Source organism: Frankia sp. AiPa1, assembly GCF_023243075.1.
GTDB lineage: Bacteria > Actinomycetota > Actinomycetes > Frankiales > Frankiaceae > Frankia.
Window position 1 is genome coordinate 13,639 of the sequence record NZ_JALKFZ020000124.1, and the last position, 19,466, is coordinate 33,104.

A 19,466-nucleotide genomic window follows, 5' to 3' on the forward strand; every position below is an offset into this window, starting at 1 on the left:
GCGCGGCGCGGTATGGCGGTCCTGCGGCCCATCGCGCACCCTACGGCGCCGGTAGGCCGGACGGGGTGCCCGCGGACATGCCAGGATCGGGGCATGCCAGGTTCCAGGGCATCCGCGTGGGTGTCGTCCGCGGCGCCCCGGTGTCGGTCGAGTCCGCCCGTGGTGAGCGCCGCGGCGGCGGTTGCGGAGAGCTGACATGCCCATCGTGTCGCCCGCGTCCTCGCTGCGTGTGTACGAGCCGCTGGCGGCCTTCCCGGTCGCTGAACGGGGCCGCTGGCAGCGTTATGCGGCTGCCGGCCCGCCGTCGCGTCGGGCTGGCAGCCGCCGCGAGCGGGTCGTGTCGCTGCTCGCAGCCGTCCAGCCGACGCTGGACGTCACCGACGAGTCGGCGTTCGTCCAGTGGATCGACGGGCTGATGTTCGTCTGCCCCTGGTCGACGCAGCTACGCGTGTGGCAGGCGGCCCTGGAGTTCCGCGCCATGATGCCCGACCGCGTCGCCGAGGCGTTCCTTCCCCGGCGGATCACCGACCCGGCCGAGGTGGAGCTGGACCGCTGGAAATCCCGCCGTCCGGCGTTGAAGACGCATGTCCAGACCAGCACCTGGATGGTGCCGCCGTCGTGGTTCCTGCTGTTCGACCCGGCCGAGCGGTCGCTGGTCACCGGGGACACCGCCGAACGGTCGATGATCTACCGGACCACGATGAGCCTGGCCCGGCGCAGGGCGGCGCGCGCGGTCGAGGCGCTGGAGACGCTGCGAGCGGCGTCCACCGAGGCGCCCACGGTGGAGGGCGTCGGCGATCTGGCCCGTTGGCTGGGGTCCTTCCATCCGCAGAGCAGGGTCGAACTGGACTACGACGGGCTAGTTGACCTGCTCGACGATGACATGCTTCGGCGCGACAGCTCCGTAGAGGACATCGTTGAGGCTGTCGGTGCGTTACGCCGAGGGCGAACAGATTTGGCGGTTGAGGCGTACGAGCGGGTGCTTGTCCGCTGGAGACCCCTGCAAGCACGGGAATCCGCAAGCTGATCGACGCATTGAGTTAACACAGAGTCGCCGTCCGCTTCGGACGAGCTGTGACTAGTCAGCAGATGGTCCTGACGTGCCATGTCCGAAATGCCCCCGAAGGATGCACGATCTGTATGGGACGGAGCGACGCTCTGTGACGGGAGGCCAACACAATGACGACACGTACGCCGGATGCTGAGCCGTTGCTGACCCCTGCCGAGGTAGCGACCATGTTTCGGGTTGACCCGAAGACCGTTACCCGGTGGGCGAAGGCCGGCAAGCTGACATCCATTCGGACCCTCGGTGGGCACCGCCGGTACCGGGAGGCCGAGGTGCGCGCTCTGCTGAAGGGCGTTCCGAGTCTGGGAGGCGATATCTAGATCACGCGAGCAACAGACGTGTGACGGGACGGCTGGAGACGCTGCCCGCGCCACGCATGTGCGGCCTGGCCGCTGTGCGCTGTGCGTCCGGGCGTGGATGATCGGCCACTGCGGTGGGACGTAGTCGGCCGGGATCCGGCTCTTCGCGCGCCGAACGTCACACGCGTGAGGACCACCTGAGCACCGGGAGGGCGCAGGGTGGACCTTTTGGGGAACCGGCGGACGGTCTGTTGACCGACCGCCGGTCTCATCCCGCGTTCGCCGCATGGCCGGTTTCGGCCCGGGCGATCGCGGCCATCACCTGCCAGGCCGCACGGCAGGCACCATGCGCACGCCGGGCTCCACGCCGCTGAGCATCACGTCGGCCGGCGCTTGGCCGGCGCTTGGCCGGCGTAGCTGAGCCTCCGCTTCGGATCCCGCCGCCGCGACCGCCCGGACCCCAGGATCGTCACCTTCCGCGCGGGGCGGCGGAGCAAGATCCGGCCAAACAGGTCGCCGTGGGGGGCAAATCGGACACGAACACCCCCACAACGACCTCTTTGGATCTCCACCCCTCCACCACCCCCAGATCGCCGCCACGGATTGTGACTTCGGCGGGTGAAGGTGCTGGCCGAGGCGCCGGATGGCGATGGCCGCCACGCCACGGCTCGCCGCTGTACGCCTTCTGGCTCGCCGCCTGCTGGCCAGCTTCGATCTTCCCCGCGGCGTTCTGCGCTACTACGGCCTGATGCGCGCGCCCGACCGGCTTCCCGCCAGGCCTGCCAGCCGGCCCGGCGTCGCTGTGCGTACCCACCGGGCCGGCGCCGCTCGAGCCGGCATCGCGGCACACAATCGCGATCAGTGGTCGGCCCGTCCGCGCGGTGTTCCACGCCCGCTACCGCTGGGCCGACCCTCGTCCCGCCTGTTCCGCCCATCGGACGGCACCGCAGGCAGGAGGGCCGATCCGGACACGGGTTTGTCGTCCACCCAGGCCATCCCCTATGCTGACAGTGTTTGTGACGATCGATCACCGGGTTGAGCCCAGGCCCACCCGGAGCCGTGATCGTCGCCTCGGCCCCCATCGTCTAGCGGCCCAGGACGTCGCCCTTTCAAGGCGGTAGCACGGGTTCGAATCCCGTTGGGGGCACCCGAGAGTAGTAGATCGGCTACCAAAAGTAAATATTTAGCGTGGTTGACGGAATCTAGGTAACGATACGAGGTCCACCAGCGTTTTTCGCTGCGCTCCGTGACTGTTCGTTCCTTCTGGGGCCCGGCACCCGCCAGCAGTGACATGCGCGGGTTCGAAGCCCACTTCGGCAGGAAACTGGACCTGACGGCCGACGCGGATCTTTCTACCAACAGTCACCGGAGGCGGGATCCGGTTCTCCCGTGATGCAGGCAGACCAGACCTGCTGTTCTCCGTCGACAGACGTTGCATCCGCCTCAGGCGTCACGGTCTGGGCGACTCATGGTGACGGCCGACTTCGCGTGCCTCGATCGCTGCGGTCAGGCTCTGACGGTAGATCGCCGCAAAGCGGGTGATTCCCAGGTGGACCCCGGCCGGCCGCTTCTGGGATGAGGACGACGTCCATGATCGACGAAACCCGCGCGGCCAGCGAGGATCCGGTCTTCGCCGACATGCCAGCGTTCCGGGTCGGAGCCGCCGCCGGCCTACGGCCACTGCCCACCTGGAAACGAGCGGCCGACTTCCTGTTCGTACAGGTCAGCTACTCGGTAGACGCTCTACTGCGCTGGCGCGACGCCCATCCGGTCGAACTGCCGGTCTACGCCGGCGTGATGGTCCTCGCGAGCGCCGGGATGGCCCGCCGCCTCGCCGCAACGATTCCCGACATCGACATCCCCGACGACCTCGTCCAAGCAGTCGAACGGGACCAGGCGGCCGGGGTCGAAGCGGCCTGCGACCAGGTGCTACAGCTACGCGACAGCGGCGCCTTCGCCGGTGTGCACCTCGTACCCCTCTCGCCGCCGCCACGAACCGGCTTGGTCTGGCCGAGCCCGTCGACCCCGCGCCGCGCCGCTTTCACTCCCGAGACATCCACGTACTCGGCGGCGAACGCCTCACCCGTGCACTGATCGATGCAATCAGCGATCCGCCGCTGCGAACCCTCCTCACCCGGCTCGGACACCGACCCGACGGCGACTTCCCATCTACTACCAGGTGGAAGACATCCCGCTCGCCGCCTGATCGCGCGCGCCGCCCTCACCCGTCTTATCCGGGCAAAGAGAAACCCCGGCCTGGACCCAGACCGGGGCGCTCGTGGTCGCCGGTCAGCCGGCCGTCGGCACCGCCGCGGTCTCCTCGACGACGGCGAACAGGCCACCCTCAACATCGCGCCAGTCGCTGACGGGGCGGACGCCGAGGGTCGCGAGCAGCTTGCCGGCGGGCTCGCCGAGGGCGGGGAGGTCGGCGGCGTCGAGGCGGCCGACGATGGTGCCTTCCGTGTCAGCCTCACCACGGATGATCCGAACGTCGAGGGTGTCAGCGTCGACGTACGCGTAGGTGTTCGTGTCGGTCAAGGGAGCCTCCTTGGGACATGGGAGAGATCGGTTCGATTCGTACGAGGGAAATCCTTACGCAGCGACGCGGACCCGAGCCACGCGCCTCCCGAGGTGTCAGGCCGCACGGGCATATTGTGTGTCGTGGTCGTCCCGCGAGGCCAATCCCAAACCGATGGCGGCCAAATCCGGTCTAACCGCGGCTGCGGATGCCCTCCGCGGTAGATGTCGTGTGGTGCCATGCCTTGCGTGAGGTAGCGCCGACGCACAGACGCGTAACCCTGCAAGCTTCCGACCGCACGGATGCCTCGTCCGCTGCGGGCAGGCCATAAACAGGGCTATCGACTCTTGTAGATGTCGTGAGTCCCGATCCGCAACCAGTGCACATGGGGACCGTCCCGGCCCGGCGCGGGGTCGCCGTGCTCCCAGAGCGCCCGGCCGTCCTTCGCCCAGCGCAGTTCGAACACGCCCGGCTCCGAGCGGAAGCCCTTCACCCCGAGGCTCGGGTGGAACTGACCGGTCTCCAGGCCTTCGCGGAACAGCACGACCGCACGGCGAAACGCTCGCCGCTGCTCGGAGGTCAGCCGCGCGTACTCCGCCACGAAGCGGGCCACCTGCTCGTACGTGGGCACGCCGTCACGATAGTGCTTCGATCATCCGAAGCCCGCGAGAGGTACGAGGCCGCTCAGCTTGCCTTCGGGTGCTCCTCGGCGGCCAACTGGTCCAGTTCGTCCAGAAGGGCGTCGAACGCGGCGTCGGACAGGCAGAAGACCGTACGGCCCGCCTCGACGTCCTCGTGGGCCTCGTCGATCGCGCGCTTCATGTCCGCGTCGGGTTCATCGACCCACTCGTGCGGCTCGGGGTGGAGCCACGCCGCCGCGTCCATGAACAGCCTCCCCGCCGATGAGCGCCTTACCAAAGTCCATCTTCGTCCATGATGGCTTGCCCCCGCGGTCTGGGCTACCCCAAGGGGCCGGGCGACGACGGCGAGACTGACCAGCCAGCAGCCAGGCCGGGCTCGTTCGAGGCAGGCGCTGCCGTGGTCCCACCACCCTGTTGACCATGGCCCATGCCGAATACGTGCCGAAACTCGGCCAGCCGGCGATCGTCAGACCACAAAACGCCACGGCATCATCCGCGGGTCCGGTGCCTGGTACACCTACGACGGCGACCAGCTCGGCCAGGGCAAGGAAAACGTACGGTCATTCCTGCGCGACAATCCTGATCTGGCCAACGAGATCGAAAAGCGGATCAAAGAAAAGCTCGGCCTCTCCCCTGTGCTGGACACCGACGCTTCGCCGCTGGTTCCCTGATCCGGGATCAACGGCAGTGCCGTGGCCACAACGGGACGCGCGTTTGGGGCGGGCGCGACGAGGACCGGAGGCGCAGCCGCGGGGTCAAGACCATGAAATACCGATGTATATCCACACTGAGTACCACTGAGGATGCGTGCGGGGTCGGCACCAGGTTTGCGGCGGCTTCGGCGGGGGCACGGGCGGCACGCGTAGGATTTTCGCCGGCCCGCCACCCACGAGCCAGGGGCGGCCGAAAAAACACCTGTAGGAGTCATGCCAAGCAGCGACTCGGTGGTTAGCAGAGATAAACCGGATAGCAGGGATAAATCCCAGATAACCGGACACGGCGGAATCGTCGCTGTCGTCGGCCGGTCGCTCGCCGAGTTCGGGAGTCTGGTGGGACAGGAGCCCGAGCGGGTGACCGGGGCTCGACGGACGGATTCGGGTTGGTCATTGCTGGTCGATCTGACCGAACTCGAACGCATCCCGTCGACGACCAGTGTGCTCGCCACCTACCGGCTCGATGTCGACGAAAGCGGTGGCCTGGTGGGTTATGAGCGGCTTCGCAGGTTCGTGCGCGGTGCCACCGACTGAGTGTGTGCCACGACGCCGCGTGAGCCGAGCCTCACACGACCGATTCGAAAGAACGTGAGTCATGACGATCGATCACGGTTCCCTCGGCGGTCCCCCGCGGGTGCGCGCACTGAGCAGGCCCCGCTCGGACTCGCTCGCCGACGTTCTGGAGCGAGTTCTCGACAAGGGAGTCGTGATCGTCGGGGACATAGTGATCAGTGTTCTCGACGTCGAGCTTCTCACCCTCAAACTCCGACTTTTCATTGCGTCGGCTGACACTGCACGCGAAATGGGTCTGGACTGGTGGACCACGGATCCTTTCTACAGCCGTGAGGCACGATCACTGGAACAGGCGCAGGAGCGGGAGTTACGGACGGAGACCATCCAGGCGTTGCATGCGGAGAACGAGGACCTGCGCTCCAGGCTCGCCGTGCTCGAGAGCTCGGAACGGGAACGCCTCGCGCCCGGGGAGGAAAGCGTCGTCGAGTCCCAGGCGTGGCTGGCCGGCCGGAGCCGGACTGAGGCGGAGGTGGCCAGCCGCCGCGACGGCCCGGCGAGGCAGGACCAAACGCGGTGGTTCCCGTCACGGGACGACGACCGCCGACCGTTCTGGGTGCGGGATGCGGAACGGAGGCGTGATGGCGACCGCGGACGCTGACTTCGGCAGCCTCGATGATCTGGCGGCGAGGCTCGCGCCCGGCATCATCACCGAAGCCGTCACCGAAGCCCGCGAGGTTGCGCGCGGGCAGCTCGTGCAACTCCTGGCGCGAGAGATCACCAGAGCAGCCTGCGAACGGGCGGCGATGACCGCAGCGCCATCCGTAGGGGCGGACATGTCGTCGGGAACGGTCCAACAGGGACGTCGCCCGCAGGGACGTCATGAAAGCCCGCCAGGCCGCGAGGACCGGCTGCGAGACCGGGGAGACCACCGCCACGACGGCCCGTCGCTGGATCACCGCGATGATCCGGATCCGGGTCCGGGTCCGGGTTCGGGTTCGGGTCGAGGGCTGGGCCCAGGCCTGCGTGACGGCCGGCCGCTCGGGGGGGTGGAGCGGGCACCGGCGCTTTACGCCTACGGCATCGTCTCGGCCGGTACCGATATCTCGGACCTGCCAGGCCTTGCCGAAGGGACGCGGGTAGGCGCGGTCACCCGTGACCGGGTCTCGCTCGTGGTCTCGGACATCGATCCGGACCTGCTGCATGATCTCGAAGAGGACCTGTCGGAGGCCGGTCCTCTCGCCACCCTGGCCCGTGGTCACGATCAGGTACTGCGCGACCTGCAGGACCGCGGCGCCGTCCTGCCGCTTCGCTTCGGCACCGTCCTGCCCGGCGAGCGGGAGGCCGCCGACATCCTCGACGACCCCGATGCCGAACTACCACGCGCGCTCGCCGCGCTCCACGATGCGCGCGAGTGGGGCTTTCGGATCGACGCCGCGGGACAGGCCGAAACTCGGGCGGAGGAGGTCGGCCGGGCGGAGGGCGTCGCCGGCCCGTCAGGCGTCGGCGCCTCGACCGGCGCGTCCTGGAGCAACCCGGCCGGTCCGAGCGGCGGCGCCGATCCGGGGGCGGGTGCGGCCTACCTCTCGGCCCGCCGGGACGAGCTACGCGAGCAGGAGCGACAGCGAAAGGAGACGGCCCGGCTCGTCGAGCGGGCGCACCGGGAGCTGCTCGCCCACGCGCGTGACGTGGCCCGCCGCCCCGGCCGGCCCGACCGGGTCTTCGACTGCGCCTACCTCGTGGACCGTGACGACGAGGAGGAGTTTCTCGACGCGGCGGAGCGGCTGGGTCCGCCACTTGAGCGCGTCGGGTGCGCGGCGGTGGTGACAGGGCCGTGGCCGCCCTATTCCTTCGTCCACCTGACGCTGGGTGGCGAAGGGAGGACCGGGTCAGGCTCCACCGCGGAAAGCACGGGGGCGGTGGACGGCATGGCAGCGGAATCGGTCTTGTCCGCCCGGTCCGCCGTCCCCTACGGAGGACGCGCGGGTAACGATGCCGCGGCTGAAGAGGCTGTGCGCGAAACAGGTGAGGGGCGTGGCTGATCAGCGATACGTCCCGATGCCTCAGCGTCGGGACGCCGACGCCGACGCCGACGCCGGTCGGCGGCTCCAGGGCCGCGGAGGAGGACGGCCGGCCCGAAGCTCGGCGCAGCCGCTCGCCGACCTGTTGGACAGGCTGGTCGACACCGGCGCGGTCGTCAGCGGCGATGTGGTCGTCGCACTCGCGGGCGTGGACCTCCTGCGGGTCGACCTCCGCCTGCTTCTGGTCGGCGTCCAGACGGCCCTCGAAGGCACCGGTGGGATCCGGCCATGACCGCCAGGCGCGGTGGGAGGAGGCGGTCATCACCGGGCGTCGCCGCCGCGGAGCGCGGTCCGCGCCTGCGGCTCGACGCGGATCCGCAGGAGGTGGGACGCGGGCTGGGCCAGCTCGTGGTCGTCGTGCTGGAGCTGCTGCGGGAGGTGCTCGAGCGACAGGCCATCCGCCGGATGGAGGGCGGGGGGCTGACCGACGCGCAGATCGACGACCTCGGGTGCGCCCTGTTGGAGATCCGCGCCAGCCTGGTGCGGGTCCGTGACTCGCTGGGCCTGACTGCCCAGGAAACCGAAGCCGCCGTCACGCGGGCGGGTCAGCTCCTGGCGGCGGACACCGACGGGCCCGGCTGGGGAAAAGCCCCGACCAGGCCAGCGATCCCGGACACGAATGCGGACGCGCCGACTGTGACCAGCCGGGGGCGCGGCATCCGGGAGAAGGCGAGGACAGCGCCATGACCGTCGCCAACTATTCCGTGGGACGGGCACCCAGGCCAAGCGGGCTGGCCGACGTCCTCGACGTCGTCCTCGACAAGGGCATCGTCATCGACGCCTACGTACGCGTCGCGCTGGTGGGTATCGAGATCCTCACCATCGACGCGCGCATCGTGATCGCCAGTGTCGACACCTATCTCCGCTTCGCTGAAGCGGTGAACCGGCTGGACATCCAGCCCAAGGAGCAGGTCGCCGGGCTGCCGGGGCTCATGCGCGAGGTCACGGACAGCTCGTCGCGGCACCGGGCCAAGGGAGCCCTCGGGGGTTTGAAGGAAACGGCCCTGGAAACCGCCGATGACGTTGCCGAGGCACTACGCGGATCCCCGTCCTCCCGCGGTCACCACAACCACAGCGACGACGGGCGGGGGCTGCCTGCCGGGCGGTACGCGCCGGCCGGCCGCCGCGGCGGCCGGGAGGGATGAGCTATGCCTGTAGTGCTCTACGGCATCGTCCGGGCCGGACATCTCCTACCGGGCCCGGGCGTTCAGCTCGGTATCGGCAGCCCGCGGGCTCCGCTGCGATTGGTGCGTTCGGGGCCACTCGCCGCGGTCGTCAGCGCGACGGCGGACATCGGGGAGATCGGGGAGCAGGAGGCGGTCAGGCACCTCGAGATCCTGCAGGGGCTGCTCGCGGACGGTCCGGTGCTGCCGGTGCGGCTGGGAACTGTCGCCCCGGACGACAGCGCCGTCCGGGCCGAGGTGCTCGAACCCGTCCGTGACAGCCTCCCTGAAAGACTGGACGCGATCGAAGGTCTGGTCGAGCTGCATCTCGATGTCGGTGAGGCGGAGGAGAGCGAGCTCGCGGAGACGGTGGGTGCCACCTCGCTGGCCCACGCCCCGCCCCCGCAGGACCTGGACGGTCGGCTCCAGCTGGGCCAGCAGATCGCGGAACTCGTCGTCGCTCGGCGCACGGAGCAGGCGCGGGAGATCCTGGACGCGCTGTGCCCGCTGACCCATGCCGACCGACCGCGCCGGCACCACGGCGGGCCCGAGGACCCCCTTCTCAGCTGGGCGTTCCTCGTCCCCGCCGAGGCGCTGGCCGATTTCGATACTGCCGTGGACCGGGTCCGGGCGGCGCTTCCGCACCTGACCATCGAGTACGTCGGACCGCTGCCCGCGGTCGACTTCGTCGACTTTCCCGACCGGGTACTCACCGATGCCCAACCGGCCGCCACAGGCGGCGACACCTTCGACGGGTCGGGCCGCTGGGGCTGGGGCGGGAACGACAAGGAAGGACAGGAGCCCCGATGAGCAACGTCAAATGTGGCCTGGCACTCGTGGGAGGTTATGTTCTCGGCCGGACCAGGAAGGCCAAAGCGGCCATCAGCCTGGGGCTGTGGCTGTCAGGCCACAACTACCACGCGAAGGATCTGCTGCGCGACCAGATGGTGCGGCTGACGCGTTCCACGGAAGGCGAAAAGCTGATCAACCAGTTCAGGGGCCCGGCCACGGAAGCTGGCCGTCGCGCCGCGATGGCAGTGTACGAGGCGCAGCTCGATCGGCTCTCCGGCGCGCTGGCGGGACGCACGGAACGCCTGACATCGGCATTGCATGACCCGGAGAAGGCCGTCCGAGACGGCACCGAGGCCGTCCGAGAGGGCACCGAGGCCGTCCGAGAGGGCACCGAGGCTGTCGGCCAGACGGCCAGGACCGCTGAAAAGACCGCCGCAGGCATCGTCGGCTCTGGGGCGCACAGTGCCCGCCGCGACGAGGGCGAGCCGGAATCCGGCGCCGGACGCCGGGTCCCGGGCAGGTCCGCCGGGCCACGCCAGGATGCGCGCCGCGAGCCACTCGAGCACGCGACGCAGGGATCTAGCGGTGGAGGTTCGCGATGACGCGAACAACGGAGCATCCGGACAGCCTGATGGGCACCCTCATGCACAGTCCGGCGACCAGGAGGCTGGCTGACCAGGCAGGGGACCTGGCGAAGGCGGTAGGCAGCCGGATGACCAGTCAGATCGGTGAGCGACTCACCTCAGGCACGGACAAGCTCAACGGTCTCGGAGAATCCGGCGGGAAGTTGTCCTCGATCGCTCAGGGCGCCGGGAGGCTGGCCGAGGGCCAGTCTCCGCTGAAGGCCGCCGCGGGGACGGTCCTGTCGAACGTCAAGGGCAAGGTCAAAGGGGCCCTCGGTGCGGCGAAAGACGGCGGGAAGGCCGGCCCGCCCAAGGCGACCAACATCGAGGAGACGGTGGACATCGGCGTTCCGGTGTCCGTCACGTACGACCAGTGGACGCAGTTCCCGGAGTTCGCCAAGTTCATGAAAGGCGTCGAGGCGGTCGAGGTCAAGAACGAGACCGAGCAGAACTGGCGGGTCAAGGTCTTCCGGTCCAGGCGCAGCTGGCAGGCGAAGGTCACCGAGCAGATTCCCGACCGCCGGGTCGCCTGGACCTCCGAGGGAGCGAAGGGCTCAACGAAGGGCGCTATCACCTTCCATCCTCTTGCCGACGACCTGACACGTGTGATGCTGGCGATGGAGTACTACCCCAGCGGATTCTTCGAGAAGACCGGGAACCTGTGGCGCGCCGGTGGGCGCCGGGCCCGACTGGATCTGAAGAACTTCCGTCGTTTCGTCATGCTTCGCGGCGAGGCCACCGGTTCCTGGCGGGGCGAGATCCGGGACGGTGAGGTCGTGCGCTCTCCGGACGAGGAAAACGACGAGTTCGAAGCCCCCGCAACCCCGGAGACCGGCGGGACCGGCAACGAGCCTTAGGCTGTCGGCGCTCGGAGCAGGGCCAGCGTCTGGTCCAGCTCGGCGCGCAGGATCTCGCTGGCGCGGTCGCCGTCGCCGGCAGCCACGGCCTCGACGAGGGCGGCGTGCGCGGCGTCGCCGTGGTTGACCTCGGCGGCGCGAAGATCCAGAAGCTCAACCAGCTCGATGAGCCCTCGGCGCAGAGTGGGAAGAAACTCGGTGAACAGGCCGTCGAGCACGGGGTTGCGCGCGGCCGCGACCACGGCCGCGTGCAAGCGGATGTCGGCGTCGACGAAGGCCTCGTCGTCGCCACCGGCCGCCGCCTCCCGCCGCCGGTCGAGGGCTGCCCACAGAGCACTCATCTCCACATCGGTGCGCCGCTGCGCGGCGAGCCGCACCGCCTGCACCTCCATCAGCATCCGCACCTCGTAGACGTCCGCGACCGCGGCGCGGCGCAGCACCTCCCGCCAGTCCTGCGCCGATTCCAGGGCGATGACGAAGACGCCGGATCCCTGCCGGGACTGCACCAGCCCCGCCCCGGCGAGCGCGCGCAATGCCTCCCGCACAGTGGATCGCCCCACTCCGAGCACCGCGGCGAGCGAGGTCTCCCCAGGCAGGCGAGTGCCGACCGGCCACTCGCCGCCGGTGATCTGCTCACGCAGGCGCTGAGTCGCCTGGTCGACCAGAGACGTCGGATGCAACGCGCCGAGCGCCATCGGACCCCACAGGTTGTCGGAGAAGCTGAGACCTGGAGTATGCTACGCCCGTGACGCTGGGCGTGTGGCTGCTTCTTCTCCGCCGCGGCGGGGCCTGACATGACCGGCACCCCGCCGCGGTGGAATGTCGTGCTGCCGGTCGACCAGGTATGACCGAGCCGGAAGGCCGACCACTCCCATGTCCGTTCATTCCTCCAGGCTGCCTGCCTCGGCGCCGCCCGCCGACACCTCCTCAGCCCCCGCCGGGGCAGCCCCCGCCTCCCTCGCCACCGCGGTCAGCTTTCCCACGCTGATCCGGCCCCGGGGCACCAGGCCGACCCACGCGCCCGCCTGGAATCCGCAGCGCCCCAGCTCCATGCCCCACCAGCGGTACGAGCCCGTCCACGAGCGGGTGAACCTGCCCGGCGTCGACCCGTCCGCCCGGGGCTGGCCGACGCGCCGCGTCGACACCGCGCCGTTGTGGGTTCCGGTGGACCTGCGGGACGGCAACCAGGCCCTGCGCGAACCCATGGACACGCCACGCAAGCGAACCATGTTCGATCTCTTCGTCGCCATGGGCTTCAAGGAGATCGAGATCGGCTATCCCTCGGCCAGCCAGACCGACTTCGACTTCGTCCGGCATCTGGTCGAGGACGACGCCGTCCCACCGGACGTCACGGTGGTGGTGTTCACGCCGGCACGGCGCGACCTCATCGAACGGACCTTCGAGTCGATCGCCGGGATACCGAGCACCGGCGGGATGCCTCGGGTCGTGGTCCACCTCTACGTCGCGACGGCCCCGGTCTGGCGGCAGGTCGTCCTCGGTCGCGACCGCGCGGACCTGCTGGCGCTGGCCAGCGACGCCGCCGGGCACATGGCCCGGCTCGCCGAGGCACCGCACTGCCCGGACGTCCGCTTCCAGTTCTCCCCCGAGGTCTTCAACGCGACCGAACCCGACTTCGCGCTGGAGATCTGCAACACCTTCACCGAACTGTGGGACGCCTGTCCGCAACGGCCGGTCATCCACAATCTGCCGGCGACGGTCGAGATCTCCACGCCGAACATCTACGCCGACCAGATCGAGTACATGCACCGCAACCTGGACCGGCGGGACTCAGTGATCCTCTCCGTCCACCCGCACAACGACCGCGGCACCGGGGTCGCGTGCGCGGAGCTGGCACTGCTCGCCGGCGCGCAACGCGTCGAGGGCTGCCTGTTCGGCAACGGCGAGCGCACCGGCAACGTCGACCTGGTCACCCTCGCCCTCAACCTCTACTCCCAGGGCATCAACCCGATGATCGACTTCTCGGACATCGACGTCATCCGGGACACTGTCGAGCACTGCAACCGGATGCCGATTCATCCCCGGCACCCCTACGGCGGCGAGCTGGCGTACACAGCCTTCTCCGGCACCCACCAGGACGCGATCAGCAAAGGACTTGCGCATCACGCAGCCCGCGCCGCTGAGCTCTCAGCGCCGGCGGGCCGGGCTCCGTGGGCCGTGCCGTACCTGCCGATCGACCCGGCGGACGTCGGGCGCACCTACGAGGCACTGATCCGGGTGAACAGCCAGTCCGGCAAGGGCGGCATCGCACACCTGCTGAACCTGCACCACGGCCTGAAACTCCCCAGGAACCTGCAGGTCGACTTTGCCCGGGCCGCACAGCAGACCGCCGACCGCGACGGCCGAGAGCTCGCGCCCAAGGAACTGTGGGAGATGTTCCAGACCCGCTACCTGGCTCCCGGGTACGACGGGCCGGTCGTGCTGCTCGCCTGGCGGACCACCGAGACAGCCGCGGGCGAGCACGAGTTCGTGGCCGAACTGTCGATCTCCGGCACTGGGACGAGTGCCAGGGCGACCGGAAACGGTCCGCTCGCGGCGCTGACAGCCCTGCTCGTTGGGGTCGGTGTCGAGGCGGAGATCGTCGCCTACAGCGAACACACCATGGAGCGCGGCGGGACCAGCCTCGCGACGGCCTACGTCCAGGTCAGCCGGAACGGAACGGATAGCTGGGGCGCCGGCCAGGACACCTCCGTGCTCACCGCATCGGTCAACGCCGTCATCGCCGCGGTCAACCGCCTGCCGCGATAGCCGGCTCCGCGATGACCGGCCCTGCCTCCGGGGGGCCGGTCATCGCCAGGTATGGGATCGGCCGGCGGCATGCGGCCCCCAACCCGGGCCGACCCATACTTGTGTAGTCATCTGACGAACGTGTTGATCGCCGTGACGTAAGTAGGCCCCTCGGCGACCACGACGTCGCCCGGGTCTCATCAGTCGTCGCCTAGTCCGGTGTCCTCCAGGTCGAGTGCGTGCTGGATGTTTCGGCGGGTGGTATCGCTGATGTGTCCGGTTTCGTAGAGCCGGTTCAGCTCGGCGCTCTCCACGGCGATGAGGTCGCGGCGCAGCCACCGGTAGGAGTCCGCGGTCGGATCGGGACGTCCGTTGTGCCTGCCGGCCTCAAGCTGGTCGATCCGGCTCGTCAGCTCCCGATGGAGCCGGGCGATCACGACCTCTGGCGCTACCTCCAGGTCGGTCATCTGGTCCAGGCGTTCCAGGGCGACGTAGGTGATCTGCAGCCGGGTCCGGAGGCCTTCCAGGATGGTGTCGTGGGATGTGAGGGCGATACCGGTTCGGCGTACCAGCGGGGCGAGGGTGAAGCCCTGGACGGTGAGGGTCATGACGATGACGGTGGCGGTCAGCAGGAGAACGAGTTCGCGGTCCTGCAAGGGGTGACCGGCATGGTCCGTGAGCGGTATCGAGAGGGCGGCGGCCAGGGGGAGGACGCCACGGGCGCCAGCCCAGGACACGACGAGGGGTACCCGCCAGGACGGGCGGGTACCCCGGCGCCGCTGCATGGCCGCGGACAACGGAAACACCCATACAGCGCGGATGGCAAGAAGGGTGCCGCTGATGGCCAGCGCGGCCAGTGGCCACCACGTTCCGGCCCTGGACAGGTCCCGGATCAACGTCGGTAGCTGGAGCCCGATCAGCGCGAACACGACGCTTTCCAACAGGAACACGACGGTGCCGTACACGGCGTGCAGCTGCAGCCGGATGCGGCTGGTGGTGATGTCAGCGGTCTGCGTGCCGAGGATGACACCGGCGACCACGACGGCGCTTATCCCAGAGGCTGCTAGCCGCTCTGCCAGTAGATAGCAGGTGTAGGGGGTGACGAGAGCGATCACGGTCTCGAGTACGGGGTCCTCGGTCCGTCGGCGGATCAGGGTGACGCCGGCGGCGACCAGCGCGCCCACCACCGCTCCGCCGCCCGCAAGCCAGACGAACTCCCCGACCACATGCACCCAGGAGATCGCACCTGAGGTGACCGCGATACCGACGGCGACGCGGAAGAGCACGAGGCTGGTGGCGTCGTTGAAGAGGCTCTCGGCCTGGACCAGCGCCTGTACCCGAGGTGGCAACGCCAGCCGGCGACCCAGTGCGGAGACCGCGACGGGATCCGTGCTGGCGAGCACCGCGCCGAGGACGAAGGCCATGTCCGCCGACAGCGGAGTGACCGCCAGCGCGAGCAGCCCGACGGCCGCGGCCGAGGCTACGACGAGCCCGAGAGCGAGGATAGTCACCGGGCGCTGTACCGCACGCAGGTCGCGCCAGGACAGTTCCTCGGCCGCGGCGTACAGCAGCGGCGGGAGCACGACGACGCTCACCACGTCCGGCGCGACCCGCACCTGCGGCACCCCAGGTAGCAGGCCTACCAGCACACCGGCGACGACCAGCAGGGATGGCGCCGGTACCGACAGCCGGCGCGCAAACGTCGCGACGACGGTGGCGAGGATGACGAGGGCGAGCACGATCCCCACGCCGGTGCCCTCCACTCTGTCTGGTCTCACGCCAACCGAAGCTCTGGTCTGACAAGACCCAACAGATAGGACCTCATCAACCAGGCTTCTGTGCCGACCAGACTTCCCGGCGCGCCGATGCCAGCTTACGTGCGCCGCAGGCTCGAGATGGTTGGTCGACCGAAGGCAGCCGGGAGTGCTCCGACGTCCATGCCCGGCCTGGCGGCTACGTTCTGGGCGCCGCGGTCGAAGCGGCGCGAGGTCAGCCGATCACGGCGGGCGCGAGCGCCGCGGTCATCAGTCGGGCCGGGCTGCCGCTCCCGTCAGCCGGGATCGTCCACAGATCCGCGCCGTAGTCCCCCGCGAGGGCGTAGACGAGGGTGTCGTCGTCGAGCCAGACGGCCTGGTCGTCCACGCTGCGGTGCTCGCCGAGCGGAGTCTCGCGCAGGGTGCGCAGATCGAGAACGTACTCGCGCCACGGAGCGTCCGGGGATGCTCCCGCCACCCGCTTCTTGAACGCCAGCCTGGTCCCGTCGGGCGACAGCGACGGGCACTCGACGTTCTCGCGCAGGGTGGTCACGGTGCGGGCCCGGACATCCCCGCGCACGAGGTACGTCTTTGCGTGGGTGCCGAGTGTCGCGTAGAAATGGTCGTCATCGGCGAAGGTGACGCCCCAGAAGTTGTCGTCGACGCTGTGGTGCACCTTGCCGTTCATGATCACCTGATAGTCCTCCAGTGACCGCACGAGTGTCCAGGTGCTCGTGTCGAGAATCGATGTGCGGGTGGAGAACTGGGTGCCCCCGTAGGAGTCGCCGCTGACGAACACCGTCCAGGCCACCATCCGGCCGCTCGGCGATACCCGCGCCCGGGTGGGAATGCCGTTCACGGTGAAGTGCCGGCGCTCGTGCAGGTTCACGTCGAGAACCACCGCCTGGTACTTCTCCGCCAGTGTTCCCGGCAGCCGCCGCAGGCAGACGCCGGTACCGGCGGCGGCATAGAAACGCAGGCAGGAAACCTTCGAGGCGGTGCGTGGGCCGGCCGCGTCGTTCGCCGGGACCGACGCCAGCTCGTCGCGGTGCGGGCCCCAGAGCATGCTGCGGAAGACCAGCCGCCGGCTCGCGCCCGCGGCCAGCGTGACCTGGCCGGAGGTCATCGGCGGACCGCCGTCCTGCTGGCGGTCCTTGCGCGCCTCGCGCGCGGCGGCATACCGCACCCAGCCGATGGACACGGCGCCCAGCACCAGGACGGTCAGGAACAGCACGAGCAACCGGGCGCGGTTCCTCATGCCGGCACATCCCGCACGGGCTGTGCCGCGGTCGAGGAGCTGGTCCCGGTGTCCCGCAGGGGGCGCAGCACCGCGCTCGCGCCGACGCAGACCGCGAGGGTGACCGTCGCGGCGCCCAGCGCCGCCTGATCACCCCAGGCCGACCAGGCGGCGCCGAACAGCAGCGAGCAGGCGAACCGGGCGTTCGCCTGGCCGGTCTGCACCAGGGCCAGGCCACTGGAGCGCAGCGCCGCGGGGACGGCGCTCGCGGCGGCGGCCATGAGTACGCCGTCCGTCGCGGCGTAGAAGGCACCGTGCAGGAACAGCACGATGACCAGCGGCGCGACGCCGTGCACCCGGGTGAGCAGGATCCCGTAGGCCGCCAGCAGCCCGACATGCCCGGCGAGGAAGACCCGCCAGCGCCCGAACCGGTCCGCGGCCAGCCCGAGCGGGACCGCGAGCAGCAGGAAGCCCGCGGACGTGCCGACCGGCAGCAGCGGGAAGCTGCCGTCCGATATTCCGCCGTCGTGCGCCACGATCAGGTAGACGAAGGAGTCGCTGATGGTCGCGAGGCCGAGGAGCAGCGCGCAGACCGCCAGCCGGCGCACCTCGGGGCGGCGCAGCAGGCCGAACGCGACCCGCAGGGAGATGTGGACCTCCTGTGGCGTACGCACGGCCGCCGCGTCCGCGGCGACCGTCATCTCGCTGGCGTTCTTGGTACGGTCGGCGTTCTTGGTACGGTCGGTGTCCTCGACCGGTGCGGACCTGGCCGGACGCGCCGTGGCCGTTTGCGAGATGGCCGTTCGCGAGATGGCCGCGCGGCCCGGGGCGAACAGCAGCAGGACCACGACGCCCGTCGTGGCGATGCAGAAGCTCACCATGAACAGGGCGTCGAAACCGTCGACCGCGGCGCGCATCACGTAGAAGGCGATGACCGGGCCCAGCAGCGCGCCCGCGGTGTCCATCGCCCGGTGGATGCCGAACGAGCGGGCCTGCGTCTCGGCCGGTGCGGCGAGCGAGATCATCGCGTCGCGCGGCGCGGTCCGCAGCCCCTTGCCGGTCCGGTCGGCCGCGAGCACCATGCCGATCGACGCGATCCCGTGCGCGAGCAGCAGCGCGGGCTTGCACAGAGCGGACAGCCCGTAGCCGATGGCGGCCACTGCCTTGTACCGCCCACCGCGGTCGGCGGCATGGCCTCCGACGAGGCGAACCAGGGCGCTGACGCCGTTGTAGATGCCGTCCAACAGGCCGAACCCCAGGGGGGACAGACCCAGCTCGGTCACCAGGTAGAGCGGGAGGACAGCCGTGACCATCTCGGACGAGACGTCGGTGATGAAGCTGACCGTTCCCAGCACGAGGACCGTGTACGTCAGGGATCGGGGGAGCAGTCGTCGCCTGGCGTGGGCGGCGGCCTGCTGGCCCGGGTCGGTGCCCGGGCCAGCAGGAACGGGGATGGCAGGCGCATCCGCGAGGTACACGGGCGGCTAACTCCAGATGCCGGTGATGTCCGACGCGCTCGCGGCACTGCCCGCGTGCGTGGTCAGCCCGGCCAGGTCCTCCAGGGTGCGCAGCACGTTGTAGTGGTTGTAGGTGGTTGCCGACGAGCTGCCCGCGGTGACGTGCTGCCCGTAGATGACCGTCGGGATGTGGTTGCCGCTGAAACTGTTGTCCTCGTCGAAGGTCACGATCAGCAGGCTGTTGTGTGTCGTCGCCCAGGTGGCGTAGGCGCTGAGGTTGTTCTGCAGCCAGGTGTCACCCGTGCTCACCGAGCAGTCGTGCATGTCATTGCACAGGTTCGGGACGACGAACGAGATCTTCGGCAGGGTCGTGTAGTCCGTCGGGAACTGGGCGAAGGTCTTGGCGGTGCTCGTGGGCACGTTGCTGAACCCGAACCAGGGGTTGTGCTTGCGTGCGTACTTCGTGCTGCTGTTGGTGCAGACCGTGGAGCCGGCGGACGGCAGCCCCTCGTTGTAGCTGCCCCAGGTCCTGCCGGCGGCGATCAGCTCGGAGCCGAGGTTGGCGGCGCTGCTGAAGCCAGGGGTGTAGCAGGCGTCGCCGGTAATGCCCTGGGTTCCCCCGGAGAAGATCGCCATGTAGTTGGGCTGGCTCGGATGGGTGATGGCGTAGGAGGCGGTGAGTTTCGCGCCACCGGTCGCCAGGGAGTTGATGTAGGGAGCGCTTGAGCTGCCGATCACCTGCGAATAGGCGTGGTTCTCCAGCATCACGACGATGACGTGGTCGGGTGCGGGTAGCGACGCGGCGTGCGCGGGCTGCGCCGTCCATACGCCGATGGACGCGGCGGCCAGCGCGAGAGTGGCGCCTAGCACGCTCAGAGCGTTGCGCGGGCGCCGGAGGGTCTGGGCAAGGGACACGGGCGGACCTCCGGAGGGAATCCACCGACGGGTGTCGGGGGCCGTGGTGCGAGCGAAGATCAGAGTAGGGATAGCCAGCGTCATCGTCAGTACAC

General features: G+C 69.6%; 20 protein-coding genes, 1 tRNA gene and 2 pseudogenes. 15 read left to right on the top strand and 8 right to left on the bottom strand.

What is annotated here, in order from left to right:
- Positions 1–196: 196 nt before the first annotated feature.
- The 4 genes and pseudogenes from MXD95_RS10770 to MXD95_RS10785 form a co-directional block, all read left to right on the top strand.
- Positions 197–1,027, top strand: coding sequence for a DUF8083 family protein (locus MXD95_RS10770; protein WP_250640433.1), 831 nt, complete (start codon positions 197–199; stop codon positions 1,025–1,027).
- A gap of 152 nt (positions 1,028–1,179) precedes the next feature.
- On the top strand, positions 1,180–1,386 hold the full coding sequence (gene bldC, locus MXD95_RS10775; RefSeq protein ID WP_163548267.1) for a developmental transcriptional regulator BldC: 207 nt from the start codon (positions 1,180–1,182) through the stop codon (positions 1,384–1,386).
- A 1,053-nt stretch (positions 1,387–2,439) separates the two neighbouring features.
- Positions 2,440–2,512 (top strand) — tRNA-Glu (locus tag MXD95_RS10780).
- A 443-nt stretch (positions 2,513–2,955) separates the two neighbouring features.
- A pseudogene (locus MXD95_RS10785) lies at positions 2,956–3,348 on the top strand (methylenetetrahydrofolate reductase); the annotation flags it as partial.
- A 306-nt stretch (positions 3,349–3,654) separates the two neighbouring features.
- On the opposite strand, the gene MXD95_RS10790 reads toward MXD95_RS10785, so the two are convergent.
- The 3 genes from MXD95_RS10790 to MXD95_RS10800 all read right to left on the bottom strand — a co-directional run bounded on the left by MXD95_RS10790 (position 3,655) and on the right by MXD95_RS10800 (position 4,768).
- Positions 3,655–3,903: a hypothetical protein gene (locus MXD95_RS10790; RefSeq protein WP_250640434.1), complete on the bottom strand. Its 249-nt coding sequence runs from the start codon at positions 3,901–3,903 to the stop codon at positions 3,655–3,657.
- Between the two features lie 317 nt (positions 3,904–4,220).
- A complete protein-coding gene (locus MXD95_RS10795; protein WP_250640435.1) occupies positions 4,221–4,514 on the bottom strand; it encodes a hypothetical protein in 294 nt (97 codons plus the stop codon).
- Between the two features lie 53 nt (positions 4,515–4,567).
- Positions 4,568–4,768, bottom strand: coding sequence for a hypothetical protein (locus MXD95_RS10800; RefSeq protein WP_250640436.1), 201 nt, complete (start codon positions 4,766–4,768; stop codon positions 4,568–4,570).
- Between the two features lie 238 nt (positions 4,769–5,006).
- Here MXD95_RS10800 and MXD95_RS10805 point away from each other — a divergent pair.
- The 10 genes and pseudogenes from MXD95_RS10805 to MXD95_RS10850 form a co-directional block, all read left to right on the top strand.
- Positions 5,007–5,195, top strand: a pseudogene (locus MXD95_RS10805) (recombinase RecA); the annotation flags it as partial.
- 255 nt (positions 5,196–5,450) lie between these two features.
- A complete protein-coding gene (gene gvpO, locus MXD95_RS28490) occupies positions 5,451–5,771 on the top strand; it encodes a gas vesicle protein GvpO (RefSeq protein WP_285223595.1) in 321 nt (106 codons plus the stop codon).
- Positions 5,772–5,832: 61 nt separating this feature from the next.
- A complete protein-coding gene (locus tag MXD95_RS10815) occupies positions 5,833–6,408 on the top strand; it encodes a gas vesicle protein (RefSeq protein ID WP_250640438.1) in 576 nt (191 codons plus the stop codon).
- Positions 6,389–7,789 carry a GvpL/GvpF family gas vesicle protein gene (locus MXD95_RS10820; RefSeq protein ID WP_250640439.1) on the top strand — a complete coding sequence of 467 codons (1,401 nt, stop codon included), beginning with the start codon at positions 6,389–6,391 and terminating at the stop codon, positions 7,787–7,789. Before MXD95_RS10815 ends, MXD95_RS10820 begins: the two co-directional genes overlap by 20 nt.
- Positions 7,782–8,060, top strand: coding sequence for a gas vesicle protein GvpJ (gene gvpJ / locus MXD95_RS10825; RefSeq protein WP_250640440.1), 279 nt, complete (start codon positions 7,782–7,784; stop codon positions 8,058–8,060). Before MXD95_RS10820 ends, gvpJ begins: the two co-directional genes overlap by 8 nt.
- Positions 8,057–8,515 carry a gas vesicle protein K gene (locus tag MXD95_RS10830; RefSeq protein ID WP_250640441.1) on the top strand — a complete coding sequence of 153 codons (459 nt, stop codon included), beginning with the start codon at positions 8,057–8,059 and terminating at the stop codon, positions 8,513–8,515. The genes gvpJ and MXD95_RS10830 overlap by 4 nt, the downstream gene beginning before the upstream one ends.
- A complete protein-coding gene (locus MXD95_RS10835) occupies positions 8,512–8,973 on the top strand; it encodes a gas vesicle structural protein GvpA (RefSeq protein ID WP_250640442.1) in 462 nt (153 codons plus the stop codon). The genes MXD95_RS10830 and MXD95_RS10835 overlap by 4 nt, the downstream gene beginning before the upstream one ends.
- Before the next feature lie 3 nt (positions 8,974–8,976).
- On the top strand, positions 8,977–9,801 hold the full coding sequence (locus MXD95_RS10840; RefSeq protein WP_250640443.1) for a GvpL/GvpF family gas vesicle protein: 825 nt from the start codon (positions 8,977–8,979) through the stop codon (positions 9,799–9,801).
- On the top strand, positions 9,798–10,385 hold the full coding sequence (locus MXD95_RS10845; RefSeq protein WP_250640444.1) for a hypothetical protein: 588 nt from the start codon (positions 9,798–9,800) through the stop codon (positions 10,383–10,385). Before MXD95_RS10840 ends, MXD95_RS10845 begins: the two co-directional genes overlap by 4 nt.
- Complete coding sequence (locus MXD95_RS10850) at positions 10,382–11,263, top strand: SRPBCC family protein (protein ID WP_250640445.1); 882 nt, start codon at positions 10,382–10,384, stop codon at positions 11,261–11,263. The genes MXD95_RS10845 and MXD95_RS10850 overlap by 4 nt, the downstream gene beginning before the upstream one ends.
- Here the strand turns inward: MXD95_RS10850 and MXD95_RS10855 are convergent.
- Positions 11,260–11,958, bottom strand: a complete 699-nt coding sequence (locus tag MXD95_RS10855; RefSeq protein ID WP_250640446.1) for a FadR/GntR family transcriptional regulator — start codon at positions 11,956–11,958, stop codon at positions 11,260–11,262. The genes MXD95_RS10850 and MXD95_RS10855 overlap by 4 nt on opposite strands.
- A gap of 355 nt (positions 11,959–12,313) precedes the next feature.
- Here MXD95_RS10855 and MXD95_RS10865 point away from each other — a divergent pair, with 355 nt between their 5' ends.
- Entirely contained in the window at positions 12,314–14,029 is a 1,716-nt protein-coding gene (locus tag MXD95_RS10865; RefSeq protein ID WP_250640447.1) for a 2-isopropylmalate synthase, read from the top strand.
- Positions 14,030–14,208: 179 nt separating this feature from the next.
- Here MXD95_RS10865 and MXD95_RS10870 read toward each other — a convergent pair whose 3' ends face one another.
- The 4 genes from MXD95_RS10870 to MXD95_RS10885 form a co-directional block, all read right to left on the bottom strand.
- Entirely contained in the window at positions 14,209–15,786 is a 1,578-nt protein-coding gene (locus tag MXD95_RS10870; RefSeq protein ID WP_250640448.1) for a Na+/H+ antiporter, read from the bottom strand.
- A gap of 211 nt (positions 15,787–15,997) precedes the next feature.
- Entirely contained in the window at positions 15,998–17,020 is a 1,023-nt protein-coding gene (locus MXD95_RS10875; protein WP_250640449.1) for a TolB family protein, read from the bottom strand.
- Positions 17,017–18,477: an MFS transporter gene (locus tag MXD95_RS10880; protein ID WP_250640450.1), complete on the bottom strand. Its 1,461-nt coding sequence runs from the start codon at positions 18,475–18,477 to the stop codon at positions 17,017–17,019. The genes MXD95_RS10875 and MXD95_RS10880 overlap by 4 nt, the downstream gene beginning before the upstream one ends.
- 6 nt (positions 18,478–18,483) lie before the next feature.
- Positions 18,484–19,326 carry an alkaline phosphatase family protein gene (locus MXD95_RS10885; RefSeq protein ID WP_250640451.1) on the bottom strand — a complete coding sequence of 281 codons (843 nt, stop codon included), beginning with the start codon at positions 19,324–19,326 and terminating at the stop codon, positions 18,484–18,486.
- Between the last annotated feature and the right edge of the window lie 140 nt (positions 19,327–19,466).

Excerpts from the sequence above, each read along its gene's own strand:
- MXD95_RS10770 (WP_250640433.1), top strand. The coding sequence starts at position 197 with ATGCCCATCGTGTCGCCCGCGTCCTCGCTGCGTGTGTACGAGCCGCTG.
- bldC (WP_163548267.1), top strand. The coding sequence starts at position 1,180 with ATGACGACACGTACGCCGGATGCTGAGCCGTTGCTGACCCCTGCCGAG.
- MXD95_RS10800 (WP_250640436.1), bottom strand. The coding sequence starts at position 4,768 with ATGGACGCGGCGGCGTGGCTCCACCCCGAGCCGCACGAGTGGGTCGAT.
- gvpO (WP_285223595.1), top strand. The coding sequence starts at position 5,451 with ATGCCAAGCAGCGACTCGGTGGTTAGCAGAGATAAACCGGATAGCAGG.
- MXD95_RS10815 (WP_250640438.1), top strand. The coding sequence starts at position 5,833 with ATGACGATCGATCACGGTTCCCTCGGCGGTCCCCCGCGGGTGCGCGCA.
- MXD95_RS10820 (WP_250640439.1), top strand. The coding sequence starts at position 6,389 with ATGGCGACCGCGGACGCTGACTTCGGCAGCCTCGATGATCTGGCGGCG.
- MXD95_RS10830 (WP_250640441.1), top strand. The coding sequence starts at position 8,057 with ATGACCGCCAGGCGCGGTGGGAGGAGGCGGTCATCACCGGGCGTCGCC.
- MXD95_RS10835 (WP_250640442.1), top strand. The coding sequence starts at position 8,512 with ATGACCGTCGCCAACTATTCCGTGGGACGGGCACCCAGGCCAAGCGGG.
- MXD95_RS10840 (WP_250640443.1), top strand. The coding sequence starts at position 8,977 with ATGCCTGTAGTGCTCTACGGCATCGTCCGGGCCGGACATCTCCTACCG.
- MXD95_RS10845 (WP_250640444.1), top strand. The coding sequence starts at position 9,798 with ATGAGCAACGTCAAATGTGGCCTGGCACTCGTGGGAGGTTATGTTCTC.
- MXD95_RS10850 (WP_250640445.1), top strand. The coding sequence starts at position 10,382 with ATGACGCGAACAACGGAGCATCCGGACAGCCTGATGGGCACCCTCATG.
- MXD95_RS10855 (WP_250640446.1), bottom strand. The coding sequence starts at position 11,958 with ATGGCGCTCGGCGCGTTGCATCCGACGTCTCTGGTCGACCAGGCGACT.
- MXD95_RS10865 (WP_250640447.1), top strand. The coding sequence starts at position 12,314 with ATGCCCCACCAGCGGTACGAGCCCGTCCACGAGCGGGTGAACCTGCCC.
- MXD95_RS10875 (WP_250640449.1), bottom strand. The coding sequence starts at position 17,020 with ATGAGGAACCGCGCCCGGTTGCTCGTGCTGTTCCTGACCGTCCTGGTG.